We start from the raw sequence: 26,151 nt of genomic DNA on the forward strand, positions 1-26,151 counted from the left end.
CGGCCCGCTCGTTCGTGATGAGTAAAAGCTATCGGGCGGCGGCGGGTAGGTCACTACGCCCCCGCAGGGCCTCGGCCCTGCCGCCGCACAGCACGCCGCCCCGCCCCCGAAGGGCCCGAAGCGCCGCGACAGCGCCCGTCATCGGTCCGCACCCCACGTGGCTCGGCCCCACGGCCGCCCGCGTGCCGCGGGGGCAGATCACCCCCGCTGCTGCGCCGAGACGGCGCGAAGGGTCAACATAGGTGGACGAGCACCCCGACGAAGCCGGAGACACCCGCTCCCGTGACCACGAGAAAACCAGCCCCGATGCCTGAACCGGATCCGGCCTCCGGCGGATCGACGCCCCCTGAGGAGGGGTCAACCCCCGGCTCGGTCCCGGTCTGGCACCCGGACCGCTACCCGCGCCCGATCGTCACCGACGACGAAGCGCGCGATGTCCTGCATGCTCTGTGGGCGCAGGCCCGGCACCGGGACGCCACGCCGGTGGAGGTGCGCCGGGCCCTGTTCGCCACGATGTCCCGCCAGTGGGGCGCCCGTCCCGGAGAGCTCTGCGAACTGCGCACCACCGACTTCGAGCCGGGCTGGCGCAGCCACGCCCTGGTGCGCCGGCCTCAGGGCCGCACCTCCGCCGGCCTGCTGACGGAGACCGTCTACGCGACCGACGAGATCCGCTACCTCCTCAAGAAGTGGCTGCCCGTACGGCGCTCCCTGGTCGATCCGCTGTCCGGCGGCGAGGTCTACCACCTGTTCGTGACGACCTGGGCCAACCACCGGTTCGGGAAGAAGTACAAGACCGGCCGCCCGCTGCGCCCCTTCGGCGCCGAGCGGGACTGGCGGGCGTTCATCGAGCTGTGGAACGCGGACGGCGCCGGGACCCGGCCGCCGCTGCCGATCCGGCTGGAGGCCTGGCGCCGCGGCGGCCGGCCGCTGCCCGAGGACAGCGAGCCGGACGCCGCGCGGCGCCGGGAGGACGACGCGGCCTAGAACTCGCCGGTCTTCTGCAGCTCGATGTACGCCTTGAGGGCGCTGCGGATCGCGACGGCGCCCTTGTAGTCGCGCACGAGGCCCTTGCCCGGGTTCACGAGCTGGGCGCGCAGGATGCGGCCGGACTTCGCGCCGACCGTGATGCTGCCGCACCACGAGTCGGGACCGGACTTGGCGTCGAGGCCGACCAGGTAGGAGCCGGCGTAGGGCTCCTGGCGGTGCGGGTTGAGGCCGGCCCGCGCGGCGAGCGCGATGATCTGTTCCGTCATCGGAGTGCCGCGCCCGCTCACCGCAGGTGGTCCGCGACGTCGATGTCGGAGCGGGCGCTCGCCAGGAACGAGACCGCCTCCCAGCCCTCGACCGACGAGATCGCCAGCTGCCGGCCGTGTGCCAGGATGTACAGGTTGTAGGCCTGGTCGGCGGCGTCCGACAGCCACTGCTGCACCGTCTCGTCCTCGGGGTCGAAGTCGTCGCCGAGGTCGGCGCCGTCCAGCAGCGACAGCATGGTGTAGGAGGCCCACGCGTCGTCGGCGGTGGTGAACGGCGAGTGCACGGCGAGGTCGGCGATGTGGGCCGGGACGCCGGGCGGCGCTTCTTCGAGTGCCGTCTGCATGGTCCATTCGCGCATGGCGTGCAGGAGGGTGAAGTCCCGGGCCAGCGTGCCGAGGATGTAGTCCCGGGCGCCCCCCTCGTGGGCGGTCTCCTGGGCGGCGCGCTCCATGAACGTGGCGGCGGGGCCGATCCACCGGCCGTCGCCGTCGCGCCTGGTCCTGCTCCTGTGGCCGGTGTCGGGGCGCCCGCTGAGGCGCGCGGTGAGCTGGGCGATGGTCTCGCCGGTCATGCCGGACTCCGATCTCTCGTTTCTAGTGATGAGTAAACGCTATCGAATGGCGGGCGGTAGGTCACTACCGCCCGCCAGGGCCTCGGTCCTACCGGCTGTGCCGGCGCCGCCGCAGCGGCGTGACCTTGAGCGCGTCGAGAACGTCGTCGTACAGGCCCTTGTCCCGCACGAGCGTCCAGTCCTCGCCCTCCGCGCCCTGCCGCTCGGGGCTCGACCAGCACAGCATGTGCCCGCGCGCGGCCGTGCGCGGGTCGTCGCAGACCCGCTGGGCGTCGGCCCGCTTCATCAGCCACAGCCCCCGCACCTTGCCGGTGCTGCGCCCGGGGTTCGCGATGAACACCAGCACCGCGGCGTCGGCGGCCGGCGGCGGCGCGAGCGTCCACGGCGGGACGGTGTCGTTGGTCTCGGTCGTCATGCTCTTCCTCCTGGTCGTCGTCACGGGGTTGCGGGCACGTCGGCCCGGGGCAGCCAGATCGCGCGCTGACGCGTTCCGGTCACCGAGAAGTAGGCGAGGTTCATGCGCTCCAGCGCGGAGACCGCGGCGTAGCGGCCGTGCCATCCCGTCGCCTCGGAGTGCACGGGACGCGGGCGCGGGTGGGTGCACCCGGGCGCCTCGCGCACCGACAGCCCCACCAGACGGCGCCCCATCGCCCGCGCGCAGCGCGAGCACCGCGCGGGCGGGCACAGGACGGCGGAGTGGAACCAGACGCCGTCCGGGTCCGAGACGGCCAGCGCGCCGCGGGCCTCCCCGGCGCTCGCGTACGCCGGGCCGGTCAGAATCCCGGTGTCCGACACCCAGCCGTACAGGCCGCTGTCGGCGTGCCGGTAGGTGTAGCCGACCGCCTGGCGCATCCGGCGGGCGAAGGCGTCCTGCGAGGGGACGCCGGCCAGCTCCTCGACGTCGCGCACGAAGCCGATCCGGTGGATGAGGGCCAGTGCGAAGGGGCGCGGCACGCGCAGGCTCTCGAACTGCTCGCTCATGCGGTACTCCGATCTGCCGTGATGGGCGGCGCGCCCGCTGCGCGCCGCTCGTGATGAGCAAAAGCTATCGAATGGGCGGCGGCAGGTCACTGCCGCCGCCGCAGGGGCTCGGTCCTACAGGTCCCAGACCAGATCCTGGTCCTCGAAGTACTGGTCCGCGGGGTAGTCCACGAGCTCCAGGAACCTCTCCTCGGCCTTGTCGAAGACCAGAGCCCACTCGCGGCGCCCGACCGCATTGCGCCGGGCACCGTGGTAGAGGATCCACTCCATGACGGCGCGCTCCTGGTGACGGATCACCCAGGCCGACACGGCGCCGTCCTCGTCGTAGCGCTTCCCCTCCTCCTCGCCCAGGAACTCCGCCGCGGCGAGGAAGACGCGCTCGCACCGGTCGGGGGCCGAGCCGCCCGGCAGCGCCAGCCACGCACTCCACGGGGTGCCGATCAGGGCGAGAGGCACCCAGGGGGGCGTGTCGCTGTAGACGTGGATGTTGCCGGCCGTGGCCATCCAGCTCCGGAACAGGTTCACCTTGAGGGTCTCGACGGCGGCCGCCGGCATCCCCGGGAACCGGCTCGTGATCCGGTCGGGCAGGTTCTCGCGCCACACGGTCTCGTAGGACTTCAAGCGCTCCGTCTCGAAGGCGTGACGCTCGGCGTCGAGACCGGCCATGTCCGTCCGGTCGGGCAGCAGGCTGCCGTGGTAATGCACCGCCACGATGGCGTCTCCGTTCGCTGTCGGCGCGCCCGCTGCGCGCCGCTGATGATGAGCAAACACTATCGATTGGGCGGCGGCAGTTCACTGCCGCCGCCCGGGGTGTCGGTCCTACGCGTCGTCGCGCAGGTGTGCGGCCAGCCACCGAACCTGCTCGGCCCACGCGGCGGCCGGCGCCGTGTGCCCGCACGCCAGGGCGCGCGGGGGCATCTCCACGAACGCCGGGACCGACGACCAGCCCGTGACCCGCTGCCACAGCTCGTCGGCGTGCGCGACGCCCTCCCTCTCCCCCGCGGCGCGCCCGGCCAGCGGATCCGCGCAGAGCGTGATGATCTCCTTCTGCGCGTCCTGCTCGTCCTCCAGGATCCGGCGCAGCCAGGACGACACCTGCGACCAGGTCTGCGGCAGCTGCGCCCCGGGGTGCGCCGCGCGCACCGCCCGCCGCGCCAGCACGGACACTTCGGCGGCCGCCCCCGCGCCGATCGCGAACGGGCTCGGCGCTCCCAGCACGGGGGCGGCCAGCACCGCGGCCCGCCGCGCCAGCTCGACGGCGCCGCCGTCGAGCTGGAGGGCCAGGGCGCGCAGGTCGGTGTCGGCCGGCAGCTCGTGCAGGCCGGCGGTGAGGACGGACATCGGGTCTCCGATCGCTGGGGATGGTGCGGGGCGCCCTGTACGGGGCGCCCCGGGGTGTGGTGCGGATGTGGTGCCGGTGTCAGGACCGCGCTTCGAGCGCGCCCCACAGCCGGGCTTCGAGGTCGGCGACGGCGCCGTGCCACGGGCCGTCCGCCCACCGGTGGCACCCCTGGTCGTGGGCGTACTCCCACCGGGCGCCACGGATGGTGGCGAGGGCGGGGAAGTCCTCGAAGGCGCTGCGCAGCCGAGCGATGGTCCCGGCGTCCAGGGGGTCGCGGCCCAGGCGGATCTCGAAGGTCTCGGATTCCGCGTAGCCGCTCGGCGACCAGGTCAGGTAGGCCGAGTCGTCGGCCGGACTGATGGTCAGGGTCAGGGCCCATCCGGGCGCGTACTGCTGCTTCACGTCGGGGTTGACGTTCAGCTCCATGGATTCCCTCCGGTGCTTGGTGATGAGTAAAACCTACCGGATGGGCGCGGGTAGGTCACTACCCGCGCCCGGGGAATCCTGCCTGCGCCGGGGCCGGATCAGACCGCGGTGATGGTCTCCAGTTCGGCGCGGGCCGCGCGCCGGAGGATCGCCGTCAGCTCCGACATCGCCTCGGCCGAGATCCGCTGCGCGTCCTCGAAGCCGCCGGCGTTCTTGTGGCCGGCCGCCAGCTTCGCGATGCGCTCGCCGAGCGCGCGCACCTCGTCGGCCAGCTCGGCGGCGACGTCGGCGCCGCCCGCCGCGTGGCCGGCGATGCGCCAGCGGCGCGGGCCCTGCGCCGCGGCGACGTCCTCCGCCGTCAGCTCGGGCTGCGCCTGGGCGTGGCGGATGTGGGCGATCATGTGGCCGACCGCGACGGTGGCGTACGGCAGGAACGCCGGGTCGTTGGCGTCCAGCTCGGAGTCGAGCGTGTACGCGATCGCCGCCGCGTGCATGTAGCCGTCGTGGCCGGAGGTCTCGAAGAGCACGTCCAGGACGTCGTCGAGGTCGTCGCGGTAGCCCGTGTCGGTCGCGCCGAGGATCTCGTCGAGCAGCGTGTTGGCCATCTTGAGGCCGGTCTCGTAGCGCTGGACGGGCTCGGCCGCGCAGCCCTCGGGCAGCGGGATGGTGAGCGTCGGCAGACGCAGCGCGCCGCCGGGGCTCGTGTACGAGTCGGGAATGCCGGCCATGGTGTCTCCAGGTGATCTGACCCGGGGCGCCCTGGCGGGCGCCCCGACTGATGATGAGTAAACGCTATCGGGTGGGTGCTGGCAGGTCACTGCCCGCGCCCAGGACGTCGGTCCTACGGGGCGAGCACGCTTCCGACCATGGCCACCGCGCGGTGATGGGCGGCCGAGCCCGCGCGCGCGTACACGGGGGACCCGCTCGCCGCGGTGGTCGGCACCCGGGTGCCCGTCCCCGTCCGCTCGCCCCGGGGCTCGTGCTGCCGCGCCGAGCGCGCCGCCGCGGGACGCTTCCCGCTGCCGGACGCCGCCGGCACGGGCACGATGCCGAGCCGGTCGGTCAGCTCCAGGACCTCCTGGGCGAGGCCGGCCGCGTGCTGCTCGGCCTCCTGCGCCCAGAACATCTTGTCGGTGGCACGCTCGTCCAGGTCGTCGGCGACGGCCCGGTGCTGCGCGTCCTTGTCCTCGCTCAGGCAGCGGTCGGCGGCGCGGCGGTGCAGATCGGCCTTGAGCGACAGCCGCTCGGCCTCGCGCGCCCACAGCGCGGCGAAGCCGAGGATGCGCTGGCGCTCCACCGCCAGGTCTCGCGCCCGCTGCCGGCCGCGCTCGCGCTCCTGCTCGTCCATTCCGTCTCCTGTCCTCGTGGTTGGTGCGGGCCGCGGCCCGCTGAGCATGCGGCAGAAACCTTCTGCAGCACCCGTTGTCGGTCCGGTCACAACCCGCGCGCCGGATGGGGCGCGCGGGCTCTGATCGAGCGGCACAGGGCGTTTCACGGGCCCGTGCGGGGCCGCCGCGCGGGCGGGGGGTCAACACGACAGCCGTCGCGCCGCCCCGCGCCCACGCGGGGAAGCCGTTCCACCAACCGAGAAAACCAGCCCTGATGCCTGAATCTTTGCAGGTGGGAGGGTGGTCGGGGGCCCGTGAAAAAGGGTCAACTCGGTGCGTGGTCGGGGCCGGTTTTGGCCGGCCGGGGGTGGGGGCCCGGCCGGGGGTGGGGGCCCGGCCGGCGTGGGGCGCAGCGGGTCAGTGGGTGCGCTTGCGGAGGGAGACGCGGGGGGTGGTCGGCTTGGTGAGGCTGACGGTGGCGGGGGCGACGGTGATGGTGGGGGCGCCGGTGTAGCGGGCGATCATCTCGGCGGTGTGGTCGGTGAGGACGGCGGTGAGGGTCTTGATGGCGCGGTCGGCGATGTGGCGGGCGCGGTGGTGGTCGGTGACGATCTCGGGGCTGACGCTGTGGTGGGCGATCTCGCGGGCGAGCTGGCGCATGGTGGTCTGCAGTCGGTTGGCGATCTCGTCGGCGGCCTGGTCGTAGGGGGCGTCGGTGCGGGCCTGGTCGGCTTCGGCGGGCATGCCGAGGAGGTCGAGGAGGTCGGCGACGGTGGGAGTGGTGTCCATGGCGGGTGCTCCTTGGTGGTGGGGCGCGGCGGTGTTCGCTGCGCCGGTTGGTGATGAGTAAAAGCTATCGATGGGGTGCGGGTAGGTCACTGCCCGCCGGGCAGGGGCTCGGCCCTACCCGGCGCGGGGCGCGGCCCGGTCAGCCGGTGGTCTTGGGCTTGCGGGTCCCGCCCTTGTGGGGGTGGGGCTTGCCGACGCGGGACGCGCCGCGGGCGGTGGTCGGCTTCTTCGGCTTGCTGGGCTTCTTGGTGTGGTGGGGGGTGTTCGGCGTGGTGCGCCCCGTGGTGAGCACGTCGAACGTGGGGGCCCCGGTGGGGCCGAACGCGACCGCTTCGGTACGGGGCGCAGCGGCGGCGGGGGCGGTGCCGGCGGGGGTGGTGAAGGCGGCGACGGCCAGCGCGGCGGCGGCGGCCGTGAAGACGATGCCCTTGATGCGGCTGCGGATCATCGGTGGTTGCTCCGTTCGTGTCGGTGGTGCTCGGGCGTCGGGCGGGCGGTGGCCCGCCGCGCGTGGCGCGGGGCGCAGCACGGGCCCGGGTGGGGTGGGTGCTGCGTCCCGCACCATGCGGGGCGGGACGGCTCAGCTGTCGGTCAGCGGGGCCTGGCTGAACGTGGCGAGCGCGGCCGGGCCCCACGCGACGGCGGCCATGCACGTGTGGTGGCCGAACTTCTCGGCGCCGACGGTGCGGTCCTTGTGCGGGTCGCCGAGCAGCATGTCGGCGGTGTCGGTGTCGAGCTTGGCGACCAGGTCGGCGGTGCCGGCGGCGGCGAGGTGCGCGCAGTCCTCGATGTGGAGGATCTCGGCGTAGACCAGGGGGCGGTACGTGACGACGGCGTCCTCGGGGACGGCGTCCGCGTGGCGCGCTACGACGGTGATGGTGGGCATGCTCGTTGCTCCGTTCGTGTCGGTGGTGTTCGGGCGTCGGGCGGGCGGTGGCCCGTCGCGCGTGGCGCGGGGCGCAGCACGGGCCCGGGTGGGGCGGGTGCTGCGTCCCGCACCATGCGGGGCGGGACGGCTCAGCGGGCGATGACGTCGTGGTGCCATGTGCGGGTGGTGCCGCGCCCGTGGTGGCCGGGGTCGGTGGTGTGGAGCACGGGCAGGACGGCGGCGGCGCAGCGGTGGAGCAGGACGTAGCGGACGTAGGCGTGGGGCTCGTCCCCGGGGTCGGGGCTGTCGGGGGTGGCGAACTCCATGCCCCGGTCGGTGCCCCACGCGGCGTGCACGGCGTGCTCGACGCTGACGGCGTCCACCCGGGCGGCGCCGCGCAGGAACGGGTCGGCTTCGAGGCATTCGGCGGCGTGCAGCTCGGCGTTGACGGTCACCAGGGTGGCGGTGGTGGCGACGTCGGTGTGGAGCGTCCACAGCGCGGGGCGGCCGGAGAAGTCGTGGTGGGTGATGCTGATCCAGTTCACGTCGTTGGGCTCGAACGTCCACTCGGCGGGGGCGCGCAGCAGCTTGGCGGTGCTGCCGGCGGGGGGCTGGAGGACGAACGCGCGGGGGGTGGTGAGCGGGGCCGGGGTGGTGCGGGGGGTCATCGTTGCTCCGTCCGTGGTGGGGCGCAGCGCCGTTCGCCGCGCCCCCTGGTGATGAGTAAAGGCTATCGGTGGGGCGCGGGCGGGTCACTGCCCGCGCCCCGTGGTCGGCGTCCTACTCGGCGGCGTCGACCAGCTTGCGCCACCCGGCGATGTCCGCCCCGGCGAGACCGCAGACCGCGACGAGCTGCACGGTCTGGGCCTTGTGCGTGGCCATGGCGATCGTGGGGCGCTTCGCCCGCATCGCCAGCACGATCGCGGCCACGCGGTCGGCCGTCATCTCCCGCATGGGGATGTGGTCCGCGTGCTCGGCGACGTTCACGCGGTGTCGGCGCTCGATCTCCCGGGTGTTGCGGTTCGTGCTGGTGTTCATGCCCAGCTTGGCCACGCGGTGGGCGACGTAGTCGCCGACCGTCGCGTTCTCCCCCAGGACGACCGTCGCCGCCGGGGCCGGCTTGGGCGCGGCGGTGCGCGGCGCCGGAGCGGCCTTGGACTTGGGGGCCGGGGAGGGCTTGGCCGCGCTCAGCTCGGCGACCGTGGCGCGCAGCCGCTTGATCTCCGCGATGAGCTCGGCCCGCGTGGCGTCGGCCATGTCGTCCGCGCTGTCGGCGCCGGGGGCGGGGGCTTCGTCCTGCTGCGCCCCGTCCCCGTCCGTGGCCGCGTCCGCGGCGGTGTCGGCGGAGGCGGCGGCGCGCAGCCCCCACCACAGCTCGACGTCACCGCGCGGGCGCAGCACCAGCGCGTTCGACGGGCCGTCGACGGGCAGCGGCTCCGGTTCTTCCTCGTCGCCGAGCACGTCGTCCGCGTCCGCGTCGTCGTCGGGCAGGTCGGTTCCGCCGGTGGCGACGCCGAACTCGGCGAGCAGCTTGTCCCACGCGGCGTCGGCGTCCAGCGCGCCGCCGTCCTCGTAGTCGGAGACGAGCGCGTACTCCAGCTCGTCGTCCTCGTCGTCCAGCTCGTCCTGGTCCTCGTCCAGGTCGTCCTCGTCGGCGTCGTCCTGGTCCTCGTCGGCGTCGTCGTCGAAGTCGATGCCCAGGTTCTCCGCGCAGATCGGGCCGATGCCCCGCTTGATCGACACGGGGTCGGTCAGCACCCGCCCGCACGCCCCGCACACGCCGCACAGCTTGCCGAACGCCACCGAGCATTCCCTGATGCCGGCCGCCGCGATGTCCTCCAGCACGATCCGCGCGGCCGTCAGCGGCAGCTTGGTCTTGCGGCCGCCGCGCGCGCTCGTCATCTCGTCGACGAACACCATCCCGGGCTTCTTGCCGTTGGTGACCTTGAACAGCCGCTCGTTCAGCGCGTAGCGGCCGTCCGGGATCTCGGGCAGCGGCTTCTCCTCGGCGCTGGGGTTCTTCGCCGCCCACGTGGCGGCGGCGGCCGCGATCCCCGCCTCCCCCAGCGCTTCCAGCAGCGCCAGCGTGACGGCGGTCCCGTCGCGTCCCAGCTTCGGCGCCTCGAACGTGTCGCCGTCCGTGATGTCGGCGGCGAAGACGTACCCGGCCCACCGGCCCTCGGTGGGGCGGTCGATGCGGTACGCGCGGCCGTTCAGCGCGTAGCGTCCGGCGCCCACGCTCGGGGCGAGCGGCTCGGGGGCGGTGCGGGCGGTGCGGGTGTAGCGGGCCATCGGTGCTCCTGAATCGCTGTCATGTTCCGCGCGGCGCCCGGTGCGCCGCGCTTCCTGATGAGTAAAAGCTATCGATCGGCGGCGGGTAGGTCACTACCCCGCTCGGCAGGGGCTGCGCCCTACCCGCCACCCCGGAGCCGCACACGGCCCCGTGTCGGCCCCACGGGGCGCAGCACGCCCCAGGCGCCCACCACGCCCCCACGGGGGCGCACAGCGGGGCGCCACGCCCCGCCAGCGGCGCACTACGCCGCGAGCGCCAGCATGTCAGCCACCACGCGCCACTCGGCGGCCGTCGACGCGCCCCCCAGCTCGGCCGCGAGCTCCACCATGGCGGCCGTCACCCACGCGGGCCGCGCCATGTCCACGGGCGCAGCACCGACCACCGCCAGCGCCCGCCGCTTCGGCATCATCGCCGGAGTCACCCGCGCACGGGTCACCACGGGCGCGAACCACTCCGGGGTGTTCGCCACCGGCGCCAGCCGCGCGGTCTGCGCGTCGGTCAGCTCCGGCACCGACTCCCCCACCTCCTCCCCCAGCGACGCCAGCTCGTGAAGCTCGGCCGCCTCCTGCGCGTTGCGCGCCCGCCGCTCGTTCACCGCCCGCATCGCGTCCGTGTCCGCGCCGCGCGCCCACCGGTCGAACCGCTCCGCGTCCGCGTACAGCTCGGCCGCCGCCCGCTCGTGCGCCCGCTTCAACGCCCCCGCCGCCGACCGCCGCTCACTGCCGGCGCGCTCCCGCTCCGCCGGACGCCCCACCGGCCGCCCCGCGCCCACGGGCGCCGTCCCCGTGGCCATCCCCGCCAGCACGGCCGCCCGCTCCCGCTCCCCGCCGCGCTGCGCCGCCCGCTCCGACCCCGCCAGCTCCGACCGCTTAACCCGCGCGATCTCCCCCAGGCGGTCGGCGACCGCCCCCACGCGCACCGCCTCACGGGCGTGCCACGCGGCCGACCGCCGCGCGTCCTCGGCGCTCTCCCGCGCCGCCGCCGCCTCGCCCCGGGCGATGTCCCGCCGCGTGAGCGCAGCGTTCGCGCCCCGCGTCGTCGTGCACTTCACCGACTGCTTGCCCGCGCGCTCCGCCCGCTTCTCCGCGTCCTCCGCGCGCTCGGTCCACTGCTCGACGAGCGCGCGCTGTTCCGCGGCCTGCGCCGCGTGGAACCCCGCCGACGCCCGCTCCTGCTCCGCGCTCTCGCTCACGGCCGCCAGCGAACCGAACTCCGCCAGCGCGGGGATGTCCCGCAGCCCCCGCACGTTCGCCAGGATCGCCAGCTTCTGCGACGCGGGCAGCGCCAGGGCGCGCACCGCCAGCACGTTCTCCGCGAGACCGTCGCACAGCATCTCGTCCACGCGCTCCTGCACCAGCTCGAACGCGTCCCGCTCGGCGGCGGTCATGGTGGGCTTCGGCATTTCAGGACTCCAATCGGTTGGTGATGAGCAAACGCTATCGAAGGGGCGGGGGTAGGTCACTACTCGGCGAACACCGGCTCAACGAACAACGGCAGCTGCACCGGCGCCACGGGCGCCAGCGATCGCACCACCACCCGCGCCCCCCGCCGCCGCTGCGCCCCACGACGCACCACGGGCATACCCACGGTCGGCGGCTCAGTCGGCATCGGGGGCACCACCACGGGCGGAGCCTGACGCAGCCCCCGCACCACGCACACCATCCGGTGCTGACGCGCCGCCCACCAGTTCGCCGCCGCCCACCACACGACGATCACGACCACGGGCACCAACGTGACCAACCGCCACTCGCGCCCCACGTGCGCTTCGAACGCCTGCGTCGCCAGCGGCACCAGCGCCACCGCCGCCGCCCGCACCCCGGGGCGCCCGCCCCGCACCGCACCGCGCCCACCCGCCGGGGTGGTGGTGGGGGCGCCGCCCCCGTGGTGGTGCTGCGCGGTGGTGGTGTGGTGCGTCGCGTTCATCGCGTCCCCGTCCCGTCCGTCTCGTGATGAGCAAAGCTGATGGTCACCATCATGGGGCGCCACGCCCCACGCTGTCACTACTCGGTGCATCACCCCAGCTCAGCGGGGGTGCGCGCCACGCCCCGCGCCCCGCACCCCCGCCCGATCCGCTTTCCGCCGCGCGGCGCGGCGGCGGTGCCCTACCCCTCGTGAGCAATCCGTGGGGGATCCCGGAACCTACTTGATCATGAGGTGGTGCCGGCACCCGGTCCCTCGCCTGGCGCCGGCGCCCGTGGAGATCCACACTGGAAGCACCGGGTTCCCCGCTTCGCCGGGGGTGTGCCCATCGGAGGGTTCCCCACGGGTTCCGACCCCGCACAAGCCCCGCTCAGCCGGGGGTGTGCCGTGAGTTCCGTACCCGCTCGAAGTGTCCGGAAGTTCCGCCCCGCTCAGCCGGGGGCGTGGGGACGCCGGGGACCCGGCCGCCCGACGACGGACAGTCCCGCGAAGGCCCGCCTGCGGCTGCTGCTCCAGGCCGGCCACCACCACCTCCAGGACCTCCTGCACCGCCGGGTTGCCGCGCGCGCCAACCGCCGCAGCAGCGGGGGCCTCCCCACCACGGCCGGCATCACCAGCAGCCCGCTGGCCGACAGGTCGACCGCCCCGCGCCGGCGCAGGTTCCGCAGGATCCACTCCATGGCCGCCAGGTCCATCCACGCCGGAACCACCACCACCTGCGGGACCGGGGCGCCGGCCTCGGCCGGGTCGGACAGCGCGGCGAGCAGCAGTTCCTCGAATTCGCTCATGCCCGCACCGTAGCGACGGCGGCCGGGTGCCGCTGGACACCGCGCGCGGGGCCGCAGGCGATGATGGAGCGGGCGGACCCCGACCAGCATGGAGGCCCCGATGGCCACCCACCCCAAGATCAACCTTCCCGACCACCGCAAGGGCTCCCAGACCGGCGTCGGCGGCAAGGTCACCTGGGACAAGACGAAGCGTCACGGCGACGGGATGCCGATCTGGCACGGCGCCGGCAACCCGGCTGGCCGTGGCCCGACCGCGTCCTCGCCCGAGGCCAAGGGCCGCGGCCCGGTCGCCAACACCGGCAACAACAAGCCCATCGGCGGCCAGAAGCCGATCACCAAGGGCGGCGGGCGCCGCGCCTGACGCACCCCGCGCCCTCGGGCAGCACGAAGGGGCCCCGGCCGAAGCCGGGGCCCCTTCCCCGTCCCCGGGGCCGAGCCGGTAAGGTGGCCGCGGCCATCCCGGGAGACGCACATCTTCCAGCGGGCCGGCCGATGGGAGCAGCTGCGCTTCGGCGCCGCCTCCGGACGGTGGTGCCCCGCTGAGCGGGGCGCCGCCGCCTTCACACCGCCGCTGGCGCGAGCGCGGCCGGCACCCCACGACAACCGGCGCGGCCCCGAACCGGGGAGTGAAGCCGGTCCGGGGCCGCGCCGGGTGACGGAAACGCAACCGATCTGCTGTCGATCATCCCAACCGGTGACCCGGCCGGTGCCCGTCACCCTAGCGGCCGGGCGGGGCTGCCGACCGTGGTCGGCTGCCGGCAGGCCACCGGCGTGTCGCCTGCGCGCACGTCGCGCGCCGCCGGGGCTGTGAGCCGCCGCAGGCATCAGGGCTGGTTTTCTCCCTGGGATCCTCCCAAACCCGGGAAGGGCCCGGGTTCACCCGCCCGGCGTGGCGATGAGCCGTTCCCGCAGCATCACGGCCGCGTCCCGTAGCTCCGTCAGCTCCCGGACGATGTCGGCGCCGTCCAGCTCGACCAGTGTCTGCCCGAAGTCCTCCAGCATCGTCGTCGGCTGCTCGTAGGCGGCCTGGCTCAGCATCCCGAGCAGGTGCACCAGCGGCTGGATGATCCGCGCCGCCGCCCCTGGCACCCCGCGGTTGTACGGGTCGGAGCTGTTGAGCGCCACGCCGGCCCACGCCAGATTCGTGATGATCAAAGAGTAGCTGGTGTGCAGCGCCAGACGGCGATCCAGCTGCGGCAGTGTCAACTGGTTGTGCGCGAGACCAATCGCCCGGTCGATCAGCTCGTCATCGGCGTCGACGGCGACCTCCTGGGCGCGCCAGTAGAACGTCGCGTACGTCGACAGGACGCTCAGCAGCCGCAGCCGGGTCTCCTCCTCGCCGAGATCGTCCAGCTCCAGCATCTGCGGATCGAGGGGGATCTCCAGCAGCTTCAACGCCTGCCGCAGCGCGGCGACGTCCGGCAACCCGGGCTTGACCTCGTACTCGTACACCGGCTGGCTTCCCCTCAGATCCTGTAGCGCGGCATGTAAGGACTCTTCGGGAGGATACGGAAGTCGGCCATGGTCATTCTCCCCTCGGCCACCGGGCCGCGGTCCGGGACGCCCCCGGTGATCACGAAGCCGGCCTTCGCCGCGGCCTGGGCGACGGTCTCGGCGCGCTGCGTCCAGGTCGTCGCCGCGCACATCTGCAGCCGCCTCAGCTCGGTGCCCTTCTTCGCGGTCGATGCCAGGCTCACGTGGCTGGCCGCCTTCGACAGGCAGCTGACCGCCGGGCCCCAGGCGTCCGCGAAGTTCGTGTCCTTCGACGCGCGTACCGCGGCCGATACCGCGGACGCGGCTTCGAGGAGTTCGTCCGCCAGGCCGCCGACGCTCACCGCCTTCTCGCCGTCCACGCCGGTGATCTCCTCGATCCACCCCTCGAAGGCGTCCATCAGGGCGGCCTTGGCCCGGTTGAACGACATCTGCGGATCGTCGGCCTCCTGCCGCAGGCGCGTGCAGGTTTCGTCGTCGGCCCTGGCGATCTGCGCTTCCGTCATGCCGGGGTTGATCAGCTTCCTTGTGTCGCCCGACCGGTCCGGCACGCCCATGACCCCCTCTTCGGCGCGGGCAGGAACCACCGCGCTGTTCGTTGCACCGTCAACCGCCAACCTTGGTACATCTGAACGCGCCGTGACGGCCAAACACCGGAAACGGTACCGGGATTCGTCGCGAAGGGGCGCGTTGCGATAGGAAGGGGTAGCGCGCGGACGGCGCGCGCCACCCCCCGGCGGACAGCCCTCGCTCTCCCCGCGCCACCCCCCTGCGGAAGGCGGCCGGCAGAGCGGCCGGTGCATCAGGGCTGATTTTCTGACTGGCTTGCGGTGTAGTCGACGACCTCGGTGTCGGCCGTGATGGTCGGCGCGAAGGCGCGCACCAGGTCGGCTTCGGTGGCTCCGCCGTGCAGGTGCAGGTGGAAACCGGGCGCGCGGCCGATGGGCGGCACCCACTGCCAGACGTGCCCGCCGCCGAGGACGGCCCGTACCTCCGAGTCCAGCAGCCCGATGCGCAGCAGCGGCTGCCCGTCGTCGCCGCTGGTGCCCGTTCCGACGATCATGATCCCTCCCCGGTCAGGAATCCAGGACGCCGGCGCGCGCCACGAGGGTGGCGCAGATCCCCAGCAGGGCGATGGCGGTCGTAGTGTCGGCGGCGAGTTCGGTGCCGCGGGTGATCACCCGCTGCGGCTTGTCGTCGTGGTGCAGGCGCAGCAGCTCGCGGATCCGGCCGCGTTCGACGGCCTGGCGCTCGATCACCTCGGCGGCCTCGTCCAGGGTCGGGACGGGCGGCGCGGCTTCGTTGATCTCCACGACGGCGGCGATGTCCTCGCGGGCCTCGGCGGCGGTGACGGCGAGCGGCAGGATGCGGTCGAGGTCGGGAAGGTCGTCCTTGTCGCGCAGCCGTTTGGGGGTCTGGGTGTCGAGCATGGTCACCAGGCGCTGGAGGAGCAACGCGGTTCCCCTGGGCCCGTGGGTGCGGTGCCACATGTAGGCGGTCTGGATCGTGATGTCGGGGTTGGCGCGGTGGACGCCGGCGAGGAGCCCGTCGAGCGCGCGGTGCAGTTCGCCGGGGGTGATCAGGAGGACCATGTCAGCGCTCCCAGGGCCATGGCCAGGCGCAGCACGAGGTTGATGCCGTCCGCTTCGCTGGCGGTGGCGATGCGCAGGGCGACGTCGCGGCCGGGGTCGGCGGGGTTGCCGGCCGGGGCGGCGGTGAAGGCGGGGCCGGCGGCCGGGGGCGCCATGAGGTCGATGATCGACTGGGCGTTCGCCGTGGCCTGCTGGCCGGAGACGAGGGCGTCGTTGGCCTCGCGGAGGGTGGGAACGGGGCGGCCGGCCTCGGCGAGTTTCACCGCGAGGAGGTTGCGGGCGCGCCCGACGCTGTCCGGTGCGGCGTTGATCTTGTGGAGCTGGGGGACGCCGCCGCGGCTGCGCTGGTCGGCGGGCGTTCCCTCGAGGATGCCCATCGTCAGCAGGGCGCAGAGGTTGGCGATTCCGGGGGGGCCGAAGGCGAGGTTCCAGCCCACGGCGACGTTGACCAGCTCCTCGATCTGCTCCTGGGAGGCGAGCTGGTAGAGCGTGTAGGCGCAGCCGCTGAGTTCGGCGTCGTCGGGGGCGCGGCGTGGTCGGCCGGCGCCGGCGGTCGGGGTGAGGGGCGGCGGGTTCACTGCTGCTGGTCCTTGTCGTCGGTGGTGTCGCCGTGGGCGGGGAGGTCGTCGAGGCGCTGCCGGATGGCGGCGTGCTGGCCGTTGGCGAGGAGCCGCTGGAACCAGGAGTCGGGTCCGCGGACGAGTTCGGCGGGGTCGATGCCGATGAGCTGCCCGATGCGGTCCATGTCGGCCGGTGACCAGTCAGACCGGCCGCCGAAGCGGTGGTTGATGGCCTGTGGGGACAGCTTGAGCAGGCGCGCGAGGTCGGCGGTCGTGATGGCGAAGGCCTTCGTCACGGCGTGGACAGACCAGGTGAAACGCTGGGAAAGCGGGAGGAACTGAAGTTCCGCAGATGTTCCGCATGGGGTATCGACGGTAGTCATGCGCTACATGATGGAGAAAATCGCTCAAAAATGCCAGCGTTCAGAAAATCTGGTGAGCGGACGCCGTGTCAGCTGGGTGTATCGTGGGGATGATCCACACCGTAGTTGATCAGTCACCGGAAGTAGTCTCGGTGGCCAGCACGAAGGGGTGCCTCACTGTACGGGTTGCGCCCCCGAAAAACGCGGAAGCCCCGGCACGCGCCGGGGCCTCCGAGGTGAACGACTGGGTGTTCCGCCCATGGTCCGCCAAGTCGTCTGCCACTCCCTCACCACCGAGATGGAAGGAGCGGACGTTCCGTGACGAGCGTACGCCAGCCCAGCGATGCACCGCACCCCGGACCGGAGTACTGGGGAGGCCCGGGAACAACCTGGCCGGACGTGGTCAACAACAGCAGTCCCGCCAACCAGTTCCGCACCAAGGTCGGCCAGTGGGCGCAGGAGATCCCCAACGGCGGGGAGTGGAGGTCGCTCGGCCCCGCCTTCCTGCTGTTCCTGATGCAGCTCGGCCAGAAGGCCAACCCGGACGGCACGAACATCGGGCCCAACACCGTCGGCGGCCGGTGGCTCGCCAAGGCCACCCGGGTCTCCCCCGACTCCGTGACCCGGTACTACCTCGCGGCCGAGGCCGCCGGGGTCGTCGCCCTCAACCGCACCCAGGCCGGCCGGATCCGCGGGTACGCCGTGCTGGCCGGTGCCAAGCCGGACTGGAACGAAGCGCTGCCCGTCCTTCGCGGGGACCGCCGGCGCCTGGAGCGCGAGGCCACCAGAGCCCGCCAGGCCCGCGCAGGCGAACACGCGAGCGAGTTGATCGACCACCAGGACGACCCGCCTGTGGACGAAGCTGTGGACAACGCGCAGATGACTGCACGTGCGGGATTCCCGATGCCCGCACGTGCTGACAACACGGATGATCATGAAACAGCGGAGAACCCCGCACGTGCTGACATCCACTTGCCCGCACGTGCGGGGTTTGATGCCAGCACGTGCGGGCCTAACCAGGTTGACCACTACCAGGACCCCTATATGGCTGATGTAGTTGGAGAAGCTCAGCTCCCCGGGGACCGCGCGTCAGTGGACAACGACGCATCTCACCCGGAAGAAGTCATGGAACAGCACCCCTCCACGGACCCTGAAAGCGCCCCTGACCAGGGCGAACGTGCGAACGGCGTAGCCCTGGAGCCCCAGAAGATCCTGACCCTCGGCTCCAGCGGGCGCCGGGCCCGTAAGCTCACCGCGGAGCAGCTGGAGCAGCAGACACTCCAGCGCCAGCAGCGTGCCGACCGGCTCGCGCAGCTACGCGCCGAGGCGGACGTCACCGGGACCAGAGAGGGGATGATCAGCTGATGGCCGGGCGCCGCCACCTGCGGGTGCTTCCCTCCCCGATGTCCGTGCCGGCCGGGGCGACGGCGCGTCAGCTCGACACGCACGCCGCCCCCGGCCCGGACGCGGTCGACGCCGCCGAGTGGCGCTACCTGCTGGGCGCGTTCTTCCAGGACTACCGGCGCGAGCTGCGCGTCCTGCCGACCGCGGACATCCTCCTCGTCGGCTGGAACGTGTCGATCCGCCCGGACAACCGCACGGTCCACGTCCCCTACGCCTGGGACGACCCGTGCGATTTCAGCGACATCTCCTCCTCCCGGGCGACGGTCGCGCTCCAACTCCTGGTCGCCCTCGGGCTGCTGCGCGAGGACGTCAGCGACCCGGGGAGCCGCTTCGGGTACTACACCCTGCTCATCCCGCCGGACGGCTACCTCAACATCGGTGCGGCAATAGAGGTCTGGAACGCCAAGCCGAAGCTCGAAGTCGCCCGGATCGCCCCCCAGCGCAGCGCGCCGCGCGAGCGCGCACGGCCGGCCTCCGGGCGCCGGGGCCGGCGCTGCCCGACCGCCGACCAGCTCCCGCTGTTCGACCAGGACCCGACGTGACGCACCGGCGCACTCCCGCGCCGGTGCCACCCGACGACGACCAGAACGACAAGAGCGAGGGCCCGGTGTTCACCGTCCTTGAACCGGACGGGACTTGGTTCACCGGGTGCCTCGCCACCCTGCTGTGCGCGGACGCCGCCGTGACGGTCGGACCCCACACCGTCTACGAAGGACCCGACCGGGCGACCGCGCTGCGCCTGGCCACCCGCCACCGCACCCGCCTGCGACTCGCCGCCCCCCGGGAGGTGTCACGCCCCTCCGCTACTGTTCGGAGCTAAGTGATCACGAGGAGACACCGATGCCCGAGCAGGACGACGCCTACACCCACCAGCTCGCCGGAGAGCTGGCCGAACACGCCCACGACCATGGCGAGTTGACCGACGAACCCGCCATGGCCGCCATCCACCTGGTGGGGCTGCTCGGCGCGCACGGCATCGACCACTCCATCGAGGTCATGCACACCCCCGCCGGCCACGTCACGCGCCTGAGCCTGCGCGACGGCGCCGTCCGCGAGCTCTGCATGGCCCTCGCCTCCGCCGACACCACCGCCGGGAGCCTCAAGCGGGCCGCCGCCGCCGTCCAGAAGCTCGTCACCGACTTCAACCGGGCTCAGCCCGAGCCGAGTTGCGAGACCGACGAGAACGCGCCTTCTCTCGGCCCGTGCACCGGCGGCGCTGACACGCCGTCAGGCTGCTGCCGCGACCGCGCCGCCACGGAAGCCCCCCAGCACGACCTTCTCCCCCTCCTCGACCGGTAGAGCGCACCCCGCGTGCGCACCGAGCCCGCGCCGCCGCCGTCCCCCGGCGGCCGACGCCCCCGGGGATGCAGCAGCACCGCGAACGGGCCGGCCCCGCCGCGCTCGGACCCTTCACGCCCCGCATCCCCCCGCACCCTGCCGGCGCCCGCACGGCGCCCACCGCGGTGACGCCACCGACCGCTGCGATCCTCCCCGACGCCGTGACGCGCCGGGCCACGCCGCCGCGGCCAGGGCGCCGCGCCACCCCTCTACCGTGGAAAACGGGCGGACCCCACACCCACGAGGAAATCCATGACCATCACGCAGGAACAACTCGACGGCGCCTACCGCGAACGCGTATACCTCTGCGCGTACCTCACCCGGTTCTACCCCTCCGCACTGCAACCCTCCGAAGACGAAGACCCAAACTGGAAACTCCTCCGAATCTATATCGGAAGACGCTGGCTTTTCTGGCACATCTCCATCAACGACCTCGATCTCCTCGGGCACGTCCCCGACGCCGAGGAAAACGACCCGGACAACATCTGGGACGGCCACACCACCGAGGAGAAGTACCTCCACCTGCTGGAACACGCCTCCAACTGGCAACGCACACAACCAGGTTGCGCACCCGGGTCCACCGACGAAGTCCTCCCCGCATCCGTCCTGGAAATGTGCGAATCCCACTGCTACACCTCAACTGCATGCGACCACTCAATTCGGGTCCTCGGCCGGTTCGGATTCAACCGGTTCGCCGCCGTCCGATCCTGGCTGTGCGGACGCTGCCGCCACACCTGCAAATTCTGCAATGCCCTGTGTCAGCATTCCTGCCACCCGTGGAATGCGAAAGCAGAAGCATCATGAGCGTCACCATCGTCATCACCTGCAACCACCGCGAAAAAGGCGGGAAATGCGCCTCCAGCGTGGTCCTCCCCGAGCCCTGCTTCACCCTCGACGTCGCCCGGCGTCTCACCGGCGACGGCTGGCTCGTCCTCGACAAGGCCCCCCTGCAGACGTACTGCCCCATCCACCGCAGCCGCCACCAGGCCGCCCCGCCGGCCACCCACGAGGAGCCCCCACTGTGGTGAAGAGCAACCCGCCCCCGGCCAGCTTCCTCAGCCTCGACCTGGACGACCCGCAGAGCATCATGCGCATCCGGGCCATGGTCGCCGCCTCCCTCCACGAAGCCGCCAGCACCCTCGCCACACTGCCCGTCTCCGCCTTCCTGCGCGACGACAACACCCGCACCATCGCCATCACCGGGCACCTCTCCAGCGCCCTGCACCACTTCACCAACTCGCTGCGCCGCGGCCTGGGCCCCACCCCCCTCGACGACGAGACCGCCGACGTCTTCGTACGCGCCGGGCAGGCGCAGCTCCAGGCCGCCTGCGAAGCCCTCGCCGACCAGCCCCCGCCACGGCGAGGGCCAGGGCGTCCCCGCAAGAACGCCCCTGCCCCCGGGCGCACCGGTGAGTGAGGACCTGCGCGAGGCCGGCCGGGCCCTGGGCCGCGCCATCCCCCCGCAGGCCGGACCCGGCTACCGGCCGGCCCTGCTGCTGCTCGACCGCCACGGCCGCTGGCTCACCGACACCGCCCTCGTCCTGTCCCTGCTCCCCCACACCGTGTACGTCCCCGAGACCGGGCAGCGCGCCATCAGCTTCCACCGGATCCTGTCCGCCGCCGGCCACCCCGCCGCCCCGGCCATCTTCCCCGCCGCCAGCACCTCCGACATCACCCTGCTGCGCGCCGCCGCCATCATCGGCACGGACTGGCTGAACCTCGGCGACCTCTACGACGAGGACGCCCAGATCGTCCTCGCCGCCCTCACCACCTACGCCACCGCCGCCCGCTCACCGCACAACCCCGCACCGCACCGCGCGGCCCGCGGCCTCGTCCAGCAGCCGCCCCGCATCCCGCCGCTGCGCCCCTTCCCCGGCGAAGGCAGCCAGTGACGGGACGCCCCCGTCACCGCGGGACATCCCCCTCGGCGCCGGCCCGCTGCTCCCCCGGCTCCTGGTACCCCCGATCGTCGTCGTGCTGACGCCCCGTCAGATAATTCCACCAGCCCGCGCACACCAGCGCCCCGACCGGCGTCCCGTCCGGCATCTGCGCGACCGGAACGTAGCGGCCCTCGACCTCCCGGAAGCCGCCGCCCCAGTGGCAGAAGAACGGCCTCGTCAGGTCGCGGCACGCCGGATCACCGCCCTCCTCCTCCGGCGACCCGAACCGCGTCGCGCAGTCCCCGCAGCGCCCCGGCATCACGGCCTTCGGCCGGGGAAGCTCCTCCAGCTCGTGCGGCTCCCACCCGGCCACGTCGTCCGTGATCCCCTGCCCGTGGCAGTGCAGGCACCCGATCTCGGACGGCCGCCCCTCGCAGCACGGGCACACGGCAGTCGCCGCCCACACCCGCCCGCGCTTGTCCCGCTCGCCCACGACGGCTTCCTCCTCGCAGCGGCGGCCGGCACCGCGCGGCCGGCCTCGTGGCGCCGACCGTAGCCTCCACGTCCGAGTCCGATCCACCGCCCGACCGTGTCCGGGATCGCCGACTGTGGCTGATCAGGACCCGTTGGCCTGCGGCACGAGCCCCTTCACCCGACGCGGACGCCGCGGCTCGGTCGCCCTGTGGTGCGCGTAGGACGTGGACCCGATGAAGACGACGGCGACGCCAACCACGAGGCCAAGCAGACCACCGGTTGGAAAGTCCAGAACGCTGTTCGGCCCCGAAGGGATCAGCACGCTCACGGCCACCGGGATGCCCGCGAGAGGCACCATGTCCATGACGGCCGCCGCCCGAGCCCACCCGGCATGCACGAGGGCGGGGTCCACCGGCTCCCGGCCCTTGCGTGCGATCGTGGTCTCCGAGGGGAGCTTGGGAACCTCCGCCTCACCGATGGGCTTGATCAGGAGGTCGATCTGCCCACGGCGCTGGTTGGGCCTGGCGTGGATGAGCTTGCGCAGGTAGACCAGGACGACGAACCCGACAGCGATCGCCACCACGAAGAGCAACGCGGCGAACCCCTGGAGCAGGATCGGTCCCCACATCACCATCGCGGCCGCGCCCGAAATCCGGTGCAGCAGCGAGCACCACCGGTGCGGCTCCCGACGCGTCGGGACGAACGGCTTCTTGGGCTTCGGCATCGCGACCCCCTCCACACAGACGGCCGACAGCAGACGGAAACCATAGCCCGTCAGCTCGGGGCGCCGCGAACGAGCAGGACAGCCTCCCCGGGGCCGTCCTGTCCCGCGTCCGTTGCAGGATCGCGGTATGACCAGCACCGCGTGCAAGCCCCCCGCCGGCAGCCGCCAGCGGTCGCGCGCTGCCGCCGTGCTGCTCAAGCTGATGGCCGAAGCCATCGTCCAGCCGTACCTGGCCTGCCGCTACGACCCGAACATCTGGTACTCCACCCGTCAGCAGCACCTCGAACTGGCCGCACGACGCTGCCGGGGCGACGAAGAGGGCTACCCGCGCTGCCCGCTGCTGGAGATGTGCCGCGCCGCCGGGCGCCTGGGAGGCGAGAACCACGGGGTGTGGGGCGGCGAAACCCCACGGCAACGCCGACGCGCGAAGGCCAGGCAACAGGCCGCGCAGAAGAAGGAAGAGTCCCCGTCGACAGCATGACGGGGACTCAACCGAGACACATCCTCGGCACACTCTACGACGAACCCTCGCCAGATCCCCGCACGTGCGGGTCGGAATCCTATGACCGATCCCGCACCTGCGGGCCCGGACGCGGTAGAGGACGTCCCGAAGTGCCACGGTTGTGCGATCCCGCACCTGCGGGACAGAGATGCCGCACTCACCAGCGGCAGGCCCCTACCTCGGTCGATTCCCTCGCCTGCGGGTCGGAGGCCAGGGTGCGTGCACGCGCCAGGGCGGCGTGGGGCAGATCCCCGCGCGTGCGGGACGGAGGACCGCTTCGCCAGGTCAGGCAGCGCCTGGTGGGCGGATTCCCGCGCCTGCGGGTCAGAGGGAGAAGACCGGGTTGGAGCTCGGTCTCGCGGGTAGATCCCGCGCGTGCGGGTCGGAAGGCCGTCCAGTCACGGAACGCTGCTTCCTTCCGGCAGATCCCGCGCGTGCGGATCGGGCATCCGCATCCCCGTCCCGTACGGGCGTGGTACGGGCAGATCCCCGCGCGTGCGGGTCGGAAGAGCTTGCTCGTTGTCAGTGGCCCGTGGCAGAGGGCAGATCCCCGCGCGTGCGGGTCGGAAACTTTAGATCAACTTGACGCAGCATCAGCGCGAGGCGGATCCCCGCGCGTGCGGGTCGGAACCGAGCTTGCCCCACTCGGTGAGTTGCTGAGCGGCCGGATCCCCGCGCGTGCGGGTTGGAAATTCCTGACCAGCAGTTCTTCTCAACTATGCGGTCGTTCCAGGTCACTTTACTGGACTGCTCGCTGTTCGAGTCAGGCGAGTCCGGCAGCGGCGCTGTCGGTCCAACCGTCGACTTCGCGTAGGTAAGAGAACAGCTTGCGTGAGGTGGGAGACCATCCGCCTTGGGCAGCGATCTGTTCGATGGTCTTGCCGGCGCGGCGGGCGATGGTGGCGAGGCCGGCGCGCAGGCTGTGGCCGGTCCACCGCAGTTCGATGCCTGAGTAGGCAGCGATGCGGGCGATGGCTTCGGTGACGCCGCCGGGGCGCAGGCCGTGGCCGACGTTGCCGTGGCGGTCGATGCTGTGGAAAGCGGGGTCGGTGGGGTCGCGGCGGCCGAGTTCCTCGCGCCAGTTCCTGTAGCTGCGCACCGGGCAGATCGCCTTCTCCTTGGCGTAGGGGATCTTGGGGTGGCGGATGGACTGGAGGGTCTTGCCGGAGACGACGTTGACCTTCATGCCCTCGGGGAAGAAGGACACGTGGCCGTCTCGGAGGTCGGAGATTTCGGAGGCCCTGGAGGCGTAGTTGACTCCGGTGAAGACGAGGGCTTTGTCGCGCAGCCCCGCCAGGTTGTCGGGTGCGGCCTCGGCGATCTGGTGCAGCCCCTCGACCGTGGCGGCCGGCGCCTGGCCTCGGCCGCGGACTTCGCCGGCCTGGGCCAGTTCGACAGCGAGGGCGGTGGCGATGGCCTTGGCATCGGCGACGTCGTCGCGGGAGACCTTGATGCCGCGATCGCGCAGTTCGGAGACGGCGGCGAACAGCATGGTCTGGACGGAGCCGGGGGCCATGCCGGTGCCGTCCAGCTTGCCCTGCCGGTGCATCCACATCACCCAGACGGCGACGGCGCCTCCGCTTGCCTCTTCGACGGGGGTGCCGGCCCATGCGCAGTAGCGCTCCCAGGTGCGGAAGGCGGTGGTGCGGTTGCGGGTGGTGTTCCCCTTCTCCATCGCCTTCTGGGCTGCCCGCTTGGCCTCCTCGGCGGCGGCCAGGCGGGCAGCCGCGTCCGGCCCGTACTTCGCTTCCCACTCGGCGAGTTGGGCCGGAGCGGTGGCGCGACGTTCCAGGTCGGACGTGGTCAGGTCAGCCACAGTCGGAGCACTCCTCGTCGCGGTCGCGGGCGTTCCACTGCTCCACCATGCGGTCGAGACGGGCGCGCTGGGTGAGGAGACGGCCCTGGGCGTCGGAGGTGCGCGGGTCGAGGACCAGGATGTCGCCGTGGTAGGTCCGGAAGCCGCTGTGGGAGAGGGTGCGGCGGTTCTTCTCGGCGTGCTCGTCGTCGTCGCTGGCGCCGATGGCGAGGACGGCGCAGCAGCCGGATCCGAGCTTGCGGACGGCTTCGGCGATGGCCAGTTCCTCGAGCCCGAAGCCGTCCCAGCGCTTCTCGATGTCGATGTAGGTGAGGATCAGCAGGTCCTGGCAGTTGATGCTGATGCCGCTGACGAAGGTTGCGAAGGTGCCCTGGAACTGGTTGGTGTAGCGGAGGTAGCGGCCGGTCGCCAGCTTCACCGGTTCGTGGATCACGACGTCGCGTACGGCGTGTTCGAGCAGTTCGGACTCGTCGGCGGCGGCCGTGTACATCGGGTTGTCGCCGTCGTGGCGCAGCCGGTAGAAGGTGAGGTTGCCGATCTCGTCGCCGTCCAGTTCCAGTTCCTCGATGTAGCCGGAGCGGATCTGGACGTCCCACCGCTCGATGGTGTCCGCGCAGTCGCGGGCGAAGAGGGGCTGTGCGCCGGTGACGAGGATGGCGAGGTCGGCCGGGTCGGAGGGGAAGTCCTTGGCCGGCCGGAGTTCGGGGGCGGTCAGCGTGGTCATCGTCTGGTCCTCTGGTGTGGTCATCGGATCGTCGGGTGGTGCGGTGGTGCCGTGGTCAGTCTCGTGTACTTGTCGGACAGTGGGATGGTGGGTTGTCAAGCCCAGCGCCCATCATGTTGTCCGCATAGGTCATCGTTTGACCGGAAGGTCTGAAAGTCCGTTTTTGTCGCCCTCGATTTGAGTTGCTAATCGCGGGTCAGGAGTCTGTTCAATGTTGCACTGTGATCCTTACTCAGGATCCTGATGGGGAATGTTGAAATCTTGACTTCTAGCGGGACCGCAGAATCCGCTGCTTCGAAGTCTTGACAGATGATCGGCTCTTCTGACATGCCTTGCGCTCAAGGAGCGCGACCGTCGCCTTTGCCAGCCCCTCGTTCGTCAGCTCGAAGTACTTCCTGAGCGGACGCCAGCCGGCACCCTCCGCCTCACGCTCCTCGGGGGTCTCCCAGGAGGCGGCCAGCCAGCCGGCCCGCTCCAGGCGCGAGAGGATCGGAACGATGGTTCCGGAGGGCAGATTCGTGACCCTCACCAACTCCTCGCCGAAACGGCGAGATCCGAGCCCCACGAACGTCTCCAGAACCGAAAGGACGTGCGGCGTCATGCGTGGACCATGCATAACGTCTAACTCTAGGTACCTAGAATTTTAGCGTCAACCTTACCTTCGCCACACCGCGCCAGCCCTGACATCAGATCAACTCCCCCGTATCGTTCGGTCATGCCCAGT

Annotated in this window: 39 protein-coding genes; 11 read left to right on the forward strand and 28 right to left on the reverse strand. The window is 72.3% G+C overall.

What is annotated here, in order from left to right:
• The first annotated feature begins 306 nt into the window (after positions 1 to 306).
• Positions 307 to 984 carry a hypothetical protein gene (locus tag ACFC1T_RS09230; RefSeq protein ID WP_375885580.1) on the forward strand — a complete coding sequence of 226 codons (678 nt, stop codon included), beginning with the start codon at positions 307 to 309 and terminating at the stop codon, positions 982 to 984.
• Here the strand turns inward: ACFC1T_RS09230 and ACFC1T_RS09235 are convergent.
• From ACFC1T_RS09235 to ACFC1T_RS09315, 17 genes are all read right to left on the reverse strand, one after another.
• Positions 981 to 1,253 carry a hypothetical protein gene (locus ACFC1T_RS09235; RefSeq protein ID WP_375885582.1) on the reverse strand — a complete coding sequence of 91 codons (273 nt, stop codon included), beginning with the start codon at positions 1,251 to 1,253 and terminating at the stop codon, positions 981 to 983. The two genes, ACFC1T_RS09230 and ACFC1T_RS09235, sit on opposite strands and share 4 nt — an antisense overlap.
• Before the next feature lie 17 nt (positions 1,254 to 1,270).
• Positions 1,271 to 1,825 (reverse strand): hypothetical protein, encoded by a 555-nt coding sequence (locus ACFC1T_RS09240; protein WP_375885585.1) that lies wholly within the window; start codon positions 1,823 to 1,825, stop codon positions 1,271 to 1,273.
• Positions 1,826 to 1,913: 88 nt separating this feature from the next.
• Positions 1,914 to 2,240, reverse strand: a complete 327-nt coding sequence (locus tag ACFC1T_RS09245; RefSeq protein ID WP_375885587.1) for a hypothetical protein — start codon at positions 2,238 to 2,240, stop codon at positions 1,914 to 1,916.
• Between the two features lie 20 nt (positions 2,241 to 2,260).
• Positions 2,261 to 2,806: a hypothetical protein gene (locus tag ACFC1T_RS09250; RefSeq protein WP_375885589.1), complete on the reverse strand. Its 546-nt coding sequence runs from the start codon at positions 2,804 to 2,806 to the stop codon at positions 2,261 to 2,263.
• A 114-nt stretch (positions 2,807 to 2,920) separates the two neighbouring features.
• The gene (locus ACFC1T_RS09255; protein WP_375885591.1) at positions 2,921 to 3,517 is read right to left on the reverse strand and encodes a hypothetical protein; all 597 of its coding nucleotides are present in this window, start codon (positions 3,515 to 3,517) and stop codon (positions 2,921 to 2,923) included.
• A gap of 108 nt (positions 3,518 to 3,625) precedes the next feature.
• Positions 3,626 to 4,147, reverse strand: coding sequence for a hypothetical protein (locus ACFC1T_RS09260; protein ID WP_375885593.1), 522 nt, complete (start codon positions 4,145 to 4,147; stop codon positions 3,626 to 3,628).
• Positions 4,148 to 4,226: 79 nt separating this feature from the next.
• Positions 4,227 to 4,574, reverse strand: a complete 348-nt coding sequence (locus ACFC1T_RS09265; protein ID WP_375885595.1) for a hypothetical protein — start codon at positions 4,572 to 4,574, stop codon at positions 4,227 to 4,229.
• 98 nt (positions 4,575 to 4,672) lie between these two features.
• Positions 4,673 to 5,302: a hypothetical protein gene (locus ACFC1T_RS09270; RefSeq protein ID WP_375885597.1), complete on the reverse strand. Its 630-nt coding sequence runs from the start codon at positions 5,300 to 5,302 to the stop codon at positions 4,673 to 4,675.
• A 113-nt stretch (positions 5,303 to 5,415) separates the two neighbouring features.
• Positions 5,416 to 5,922: a hypothetical protein gene (locus ACFC1T_RS09275; protein ID WP_375885598.1), complete on the reverse strand. Its 507-nt coding sequence runs from the start codon at positions 5,920 to 5,922 to the stop codon at positions 5,416 to 5,418.
• A gap of 397 nt (positions 5,923 to 6,319) precedes the next feature.
• Positions 6,320 to 6,691 carry a hypothetical protein gene (locus tag ACFC1T_RS09280; RefSeq protein WP_375885599.1) on the reverse strand — a complete coding sequence of 124 codons (372 nt, stop codon included), beginning with the start codon at positions 6,689 to 6,691 and terminating at the stop codon, positions 6,320 to 6,322.
• 139 nt (positions 6,692 to 6,830) lie between these two features.
• Entirely contained in the window at positions 6,831 to 7,139 is a 309-nt protein-coding gene (locus ACFC1T_RS09285) for a hypothetical protein (protein WP_375885602.1), read from the reverse strand.
• 132 nt (positions 7,140 to 7,271) lie between these two features.
• Complete coding sequence (locus tag ACFC1T_RS09290; protein ID WP_375885604.1) at positions 7,272 to 7,577, reverse strand: hypothetical protein; 306 nt, start codon at positions 7,575 to 7,577, stop codon at positions 7,272 to 7,274.
• A gap of 131 nt (positions 7,578 to 7,708) precedes the next feature.
• On the reverse strand, positions 7,709 to 8,227 hold the full coding sequence (locus ACFC1T_RS09295) for a hypothetical protein (protein WP_375885607.1): 519 nt from the start codon (positions 8,225 to 8,227) through the stop codon (positions 7,709 to 7,711).
• A 112-nt stretch (positions 8,228 to 8,339) separates the two neighbouring features.
• Positions 8,340 to 9,851, reverse strand: coding sequence for a DUF6011 domain-containing protein (locus ACFC1T_RS09300; RefSeq protein ID WP_375885609.1), 1,512 nt, complete (start codon positions 9,849 to 9,851; stop codon positions 8,340 to 8,342).
• 242 nt (positions 9,852 to 10,093) lie between these two features.
• On the reverse strand, positions 10,094 to 11,254 hold the full coding sequence (locus ACFC1T_RS09305; RefSeq protein WP_375885611.1) for a hypothetical protein: 1,161 nt from the start codon (positions 11,252 to 11,254) through the stop codon (positions 10,094 to 10,096).
• A 59-nt stretch (positions 11,255 to 11,313) separates the two neighbouring features.
• Positions 11,314 to 11,775: a hypothetical protein gene (locus ACFC1T_RS09310; RefSeq protein ID WP_375885612.1), complete on the reverse strand. Its 462-nt coding sequence runs from the start codon at positions 11,773 to 11,775 to the stop codon at positions 11,314 to 11,316.
• A gap of 428 nt (positions 11,776 to 12,203) precedes the next feature.
• Entirely contained in the window at positions 12,204 to 12,560 is a 357-nt protein-coding gene (locus tag ACFC1T_RS09315; protein ID WP_375885614.1) for a hypothetical protein, read from the reverse strand.
• A 100-nt stretch (positions 12,561 to 12,660) separates the two neighbouring features.
• Between ACFC1T_RS09315 and ACFC1T_RS09320 the strand changes: the two genes are divergently transcribed.
• Positions 12,661 to 12,921 carry a hypothetical protein gene (locus ACFC1T_RS09320; RefSeq protein ID WP_375885617.1) on the forward strand — a complete coding sequence of 87 codons (261 nt, stop codon included), beginning with the start codon at positions 12,661 to 12,663 and terminating at the stop codon, positions 12,919 to 12,921.
• Positions 12,922 to 13,436: 515 nt separating this feature from the next.
• On the opposite strand, the gene ACFC1T_RS09325 is transcribed toward ACFC1T_RS09320, so the two are convergent.
• The 6 genes from ACFC1T_RS09325 to ACFC1T_RS09350 all read right to left on the reverse strand — a co-directional run bounded on the left by ACFC1T_RS09325 (position 13,437) and on the right by ACFC1T_RS09350 (position 16,499).
• Positions 13,437 to 14,012: a hypothetical protein gene (locus ACFC1T_RS09325; RefSeq protein WP_375885618.1), complete on the reverse strand. Its 576-nt coding sequence runs from the start codon at positions 14,010 to 14,012 to the stop codon at positions 13,437 to 13,439.
• A 14-nt stretch (positions 14,013 to 14,026) separates the two neighbouring features.
• Positions 14,027 to 14,608: a hypothetical protein gene (locus tag ACFC1T_RS09330; protein ID WP_375885621.1), complete on the reverse strand. Its 582-nt coding sequence runs from the start codon at positions 14,606 to 14,608 to the stop codon at positions 14,027 to 14,029.
• Positions 14,609 to 14,853: 245 nt separating this feature from the next.
• Complete coding sequence (locus tag ACFC1T_RS09335) at positions 14,854 to 15,114, reverse strand: hypothetical protein (protein WP_375885623.1); 261 nt, start codon at positions 15,112 to 15,114, stop codon at positions 14,854 to 14,856.
• A gap of 13 nt (positions 15,115 to 15,127) precedes the next feature.
• The gene (locus tag ACFC1T_RS09340; RefSeq protein ID WP_375885626.1) at positions 15,128 to 15,643 is read right to left on the reverse strand and encodes a hypothetical protein; all 516 of its coding nucleotides are present in this window, start codon (positions 15,641 to 15,643) and stop codon (positions 15,128 to 15,130) included.
• Positions 15,631 to 16,221 (reverse strand): hypothetical protein, encoded by a 591-nt coding sequence (locus ACFC1T_RS09345; RefSeq protein ID WP_375885628.1) that lies wholly within the window; start codon positions 16,219 to 16,221, stop codon positions 15,631 to 15,633. Before ACFC1T_RS09345 ends, ACFC1T_RS09340 begins: the two co-directional genes overlap by 13 nt.
• Positions 16,218 to 16,499 carry a helix-turn-helix domain-containing protein gene (locus tag ACFC1T_RS09350; protein ID WP_375885631.1) on the reverse strand — a complete coding sequence of 94 codons (282 nt, stop codon included), beginning with the start codon at positions 16,497 to 16,499 and terminating at the stop codon, positions 16,218 to 16,220. The genes ACFC1T_RS09345 and ACFC1T_RS09350 overlap by 4 nt, the downstream gene beginning before the upstream one ends.
• 465 nt (positions 16,500 to 16,964) lie before the next feature.
• On the opposite strand from ACFC1T_RS09350, the gene ACFC1T_RS09355 reads away from it, so the two are divergent.
• The 8 genes from ACFC1T_RS09355 to ACFC1T_RS09390 all read left to right on the forward strand — a co-directional run bounded on the left by ACFC1T_RS09355 (position 16,965) and on the right by ACFC1T_RS09390 (position 21,199).
• The gene (locus ACFC1T_RS09355) at positions 16,965 to 17,930 is read left to right on the forward strand and encodes a hypothetical protein (protein ID WP_375885634.1); all 966 of its coding nucleotides are present in this window, start codon (positions 16,965 to 16,967) and stop codon (positions 17,928 to 17,930) included.
• Entirely contained in the window at positions 17,930 to 18,511 is a 582-nt protein-coding gene (locus ACFC1T_RS09360; protein ID WP_375885637.1) for a hypothetical protein, read from the forward strand. Before ACFC1T_RS09355 ends, ACFC1T_RS09360 begins: the two co-directional genes overlap by 1 nt.
• Positions 18,508 to 18,789, forward strand: coding sequence for a hypothetical protein (locus ACFC1T_RS09365; RefSeq protein WP_375885639.1), 282 nt, complete (start codon positions 18,508 to 18,510; stop codon positions 18,787 to 18,789). The genes ACFC1T_RS09360 and ACFC1T_RS09365 overlap by 4 nt, the downstream gene beginning before the upstream one ends.
• A 20-nt stretch (positions 18,790 to 18,809) precedes the next feature.
• Entirely contained in the window at positions 18,810 to 19,268 is a 459-nt protein-coding gene (locus tag ACFC1T_RS09370) for a hypothetical protein (RefSeq protein ID WP_375885642.1), read from the forward strand.
• Positions 19,269 to 19,559: 291 nt separating this feature from the next.
• The gene (locus ACFC1T_RS09375; protein WP_375885645.1) at positions 19,560 to 20,111 is read left to right on the forward strand and encodes a hypothetical protein; all 552 of its coding nucleotides are present in this window, start codon (positions 19,560 to 19,562) and stop codon (positions 20,109 to 20,111) included.
• Entirely contained in the window at positions 20,108 to 20,335 is a 228-nt protein-coding gene (locus ACFC1T_RS09380; protein ID WP_375885647.1) for a hypothetical protein, read from the forward strand. The genes ACFC1T_RS09375 and ACFC1T_RS09380 overlap by 4 nt, the downstream gene beginning before the upstream one ends.
• Positions 20,329 to 20,724 (forward strand): hypothetical protein, encoded by a 396-nt coding sequence (locus ACFC1T_RS09385; RefSeq protein WP_375885649.1) that lies wholly within the window; start codon positions 20,329 to 20,331, stop codon positions 20,722 to 20,724. Before ACFC1T_RS09380 ends, ACFC1T_RS09385 begins: the two co-directional genes overlap by 7 nt.
• Positions 20,717 to 21,199, forward strand: a complete 483-nt coding sequence (locus ACFC1T_RS09390) for a hypothetical protein (RefSeq protein WP_375885651.1) — start codon at positions 20,717 to 20,719, stop codon at positions 21,197 to 21,199. Before ACFC1T_RS09385 ends, ACFC1T_RS09390 begins: the two co-directional genes overlap by 8 nt.
• A 13-nt stretch (positions 21,200 to 21,212) precedes the next feature.
• Here ACFC1T_RS09390 and ACFC1T_RS09395 read toward each other — a convergent pair whose 3' ends face one another.
• Together ACFC1T_RS09395 and ACFC1T_RS09400 are read right to left on the reverse strand one after the other, a co-directional pair.
• Complete coding sequence (locus ACFC1T_RS09395; RefSeq protein WP_375885653.1) at positions 21,213 to 21,680, reverse strand: hypothetical protein; 468 nt, start codon at positions 21,678 to 21,680, stop codon at positions 21,213 to 21,215.
• 123 nt (positions 21,681 to 21,803) lie between these two features.
• Entirely contained in the window at positions 21,804 to 22,385 is a 582-nt protein-coding gene (locus tag ACFC1T_RS09400) for a hypothetical protein (RefSeq protein WP_375885655.1), read from the reverse strand.
• Between the two features lie 127 nt (positions 22,386 to 22,512).
• On the opposite strand from ACFC1T_RS09400, the gene ACFC1T_RS09405 reads away from it, so the two are divergent.
• Positions 22,513 to 22,866, forward strand: a complete 354-nt coding sequence (locus tag ACFC1T_RS09405; protein WP_375885657.1) for a WhiB family transcriptional regulator — start codon at positions 22,513 to 22,515, stop codon at positions 22,864 to 22,866.
• A 784-nt stretch (positions 22,867 to 23,650) separates the two neighbouring features.
• Here ACFC1T_RS09405 and ACFC1T_RS09410 read toward each other — a convergent pair.
• From ACFC1T_RS09410 to ACFC1T_RS09420, 3 genes are all read right to left on the reverse strand, one after another.
• The gene (locus ACFC1T_RS09410; protein ID WP_375885660.1) at positions 23,651 to 24,703 is read right to left on the reverse strand and encodes a tyrosine-type recombinase/integrase; all 1,053 of its coding nucleotides are present in this window, start codon (positions 24,701 to 24,703) and stop codon (positions 23,651 to 23,653) included.
• Complete coding sequence (locus tag ACFC1T_RS09415) at positions 24,696 to 25,451, reverse strand: hypothetical protein (protein WP_375885661.1); 756 nt, start codon at positions 25,449 to 25,451, stop codon at positions 24,696 to 24,698. Before ACFC1T_RS09415 ends, ACFC1T_RS09410 begins: the two co-directional genes overlap by 8 nt.
• A gap of 244 nt (positions 25,452 to 25,695) precedes the next feature.
• Positions 25,696 to 26,028 carry a PadR family transcriptional regulator gene (locus ACFC1T_RS09420; RefSeq protein ID WP_375885664.1) on the reverse strand — a complete coding sequence of 111 codons (333 nt, stop codon included), beginning with the start codon at positions 26,026 to 26,028 and terminating at the stop codon, positions 25,696 to 25,698.
• Between the last annotated feature and the right edge of the window lie 123 nt (positions 26,029 to 26,151).

The organism is Kitasatospora sp. NPDC056076 (genome assembly GCF_042266305.1).
In the GTDB taxonomy this organism is placed as follows: domain Bacteria; phylum Actinomycetota; class Actinomycetes; order Streptomycetales; family Streptomycetaceae; genus Kitasatospora.